The sequence below is a fragment of the Nocardia sp. BSTN01 genome (assembly GCF_015354405.1).
Classification (GTDB): domain Bacteria; phylum Actinomycetota; class Actinomycetes; order Mycobacteriales; family Mycobacteriaceae; genus Nocardia.
The window spans coordinates 1-2,097 of the sequence record NZ_JADKYP010000136.1 but is presented as its reverse complement, the minus strand read 5'-3'; the positions used below and the strand labels follow the sequence as shown (position 1 = coordinate 2,097).

Below are 2,097 nucleotides of genomic sequence, written 5' to 3'. Positions count from 1 at the left end.
ACCCACGGGTACACCTTGTGCGCGGGCAGCTGACCGCCCTCACCGGGCTTGGCGCCCTGGGCCATCTTGATCTGGATATCGGTGCAGTTGGTCAGGTAGTGCGCGGTCACACCGAAGCGGCCCGAGGCGACCTGCTTGATCGCACTGCGCCGCCAGTCGCCGCTGTCCTCCGGCTCGAAGCGGGCCGGCGACTCGCCGCCCTCACCCGAGTTGGAACGGCCGCCGAGGCGGTTCATCGCGATGGCGAGGGTCTCGTGCGCCTCCGCCGAGATCGAGCCGTAGCTCATCGCGCCGGTGGAGAAGCGCTTCACGATCTCGCTCGCCGGCTCGACTTCCTCGATCGGAATCGCGTGCCGGCCCTCGGTCTTGAACTTGAACAGGCCGCGCAGCGAGGCCAGGCGCTCGGACTGGTCGTCGACCAGCTTGGTGTACTCCTTGAAGATCGAGTACTGGCCCGAGCGGGTCGCGTGCTGCAGCTTGAACACCGTGTCCGGGTTGAATAAATGAAACTCACCCTCGCGCCGCCACTGGTACTCACCGCCGATCTCGAGTTCGCGGTGCGCGCGCTCGGTGCGGTTCTCCAGGAAGGCGATCCGGTGGCGGGCGGCGACCTCGGCGGCGATGTCGTCGAGACCGATGCCGTCCAGCGGCGAGGTCAGGCCGGTGAAGTACTGGTCGCACAGTTCCTGCGACAGGCCCACGACCTGGAACAGCTGCGCGCCGCGGTAGGAGGCGATGGTGGAGATGCCCATCTTGGACATCACCTTCAGCACGCCCTTGCCGGCCGCCTTGTTGTAGTTCTTGACGGCCGCGGCGTAGTCGGCCGCCTTGTCGCCGGTGCTGCCCGGCATCTCCAGCGCACCGCGCTCGAGCATGTCCTCGATCGACTCGAAGGCCATGTAGGGGTTGATCGCGGCCGCGCCGAAGCCGACCAGCATCGCCATGTGGTGCACCTCGCGGGCGTCGCCGGCCTCGATGACCAGGCCGACCTTGGTGCGGGTGCGTTCGCGCACCAGGTGGTGGTGCACCGAGGCGGTGAGCAGCAGCGACGGAATCGGCGCCAGCTTCTCGTTGGATTCGCGGTCGGACAGCACGATGATCCGCGCGCCGCCGTCGATGGCGGCCGACACCTGGGCGTTGATGGCCTCGAGCGCCTTGCGCAGGCCCTTGCCGCCCTTCTTCACCGAGTAGAGGCCGCGCACGACCACCGAACGCAGCTCGGGGCGCGAACCGTCGTCGTTGATGTGGACGAGCTTGGCCAGCTCGTCGTTGTCGAGAATCGGCTGGGTCAGCGTGATGTGACGACAGGACTCCGGACCCGGATGCAGCAGGTCGGCCTCGGGGCCGATGGTGCTGCGCAGGCTGGTGACGACCTCCTCGCGGATGGCGTCCAGCGGCGGGTTGGTGACCTGGGCGAACAGCTGCGCGAAGTAGTCGAACAGCAGGCGCGGACGCGAGGACAGCACCGCGATCGGCGTATCGGTGCCCATCGACCCCAGCGCCTCACCGCCGGTCTTGGCCATCGGCGAGATCAGCAGGCTCAGTTCCTCGGTGGAGTATCCGAAGATCTGCTGGCGGATGAGCACGCGGTCGTGCGACATGTGCTCGTGCGGACGGTCGGGCAGCTCGGCGAGCTTGATGATGCCCTCGTCGAGCCACTCCTGATACGGCTGTTCGGCGGCCAGCTGCGACTTGATCTCGTCGTCGCTGATGATGCGGCCCTGCGAGGTGTCGACCAGGAACATGCGGCCGGGCTGCAGACGGGCCTTGCGGACCACCTTCGACGGCTCGATGTCGAGCACGCCGACCTCGGAGGCCATGACGACCAGGCCGTCCTCGGTGACCCAGATGCGCGACGGGCGCAGACCGTTGCGGTCCAGCACCGCGCCGACCACGGTGCCGTCGGTGAAGCACACCGAGGCCGGGCCGTCCCACGGCTCCATCAGCATGGAGTGGTAGCGGTAGAAGGCGCGCTGCGCCGGGTCCATCGACTCGTGCCGCTCCCAGGCCTCGGGGATCATCATCAGCACGGCGTGCGGCAGGCTGCGGCCACCGAGGTGCAGCAGTTCCAGCACCTCGTCGGCCCGTCGCTGTCAC

At 68.0% G+C, this 2,097-nt stretch carries 1 pseudogene; it reads right to left on the bottom strand.

What is annotated here, in order from left to right:
• Nucleotides 1–2,087, bottom strand: a pseudogene (locus IRT45_RS36130) (glutamate synthase central domain-containing protein); the annotation flags it as partial.
• Nucleotides 2,088–2,097: the final 10 nt, after the last annotated feature.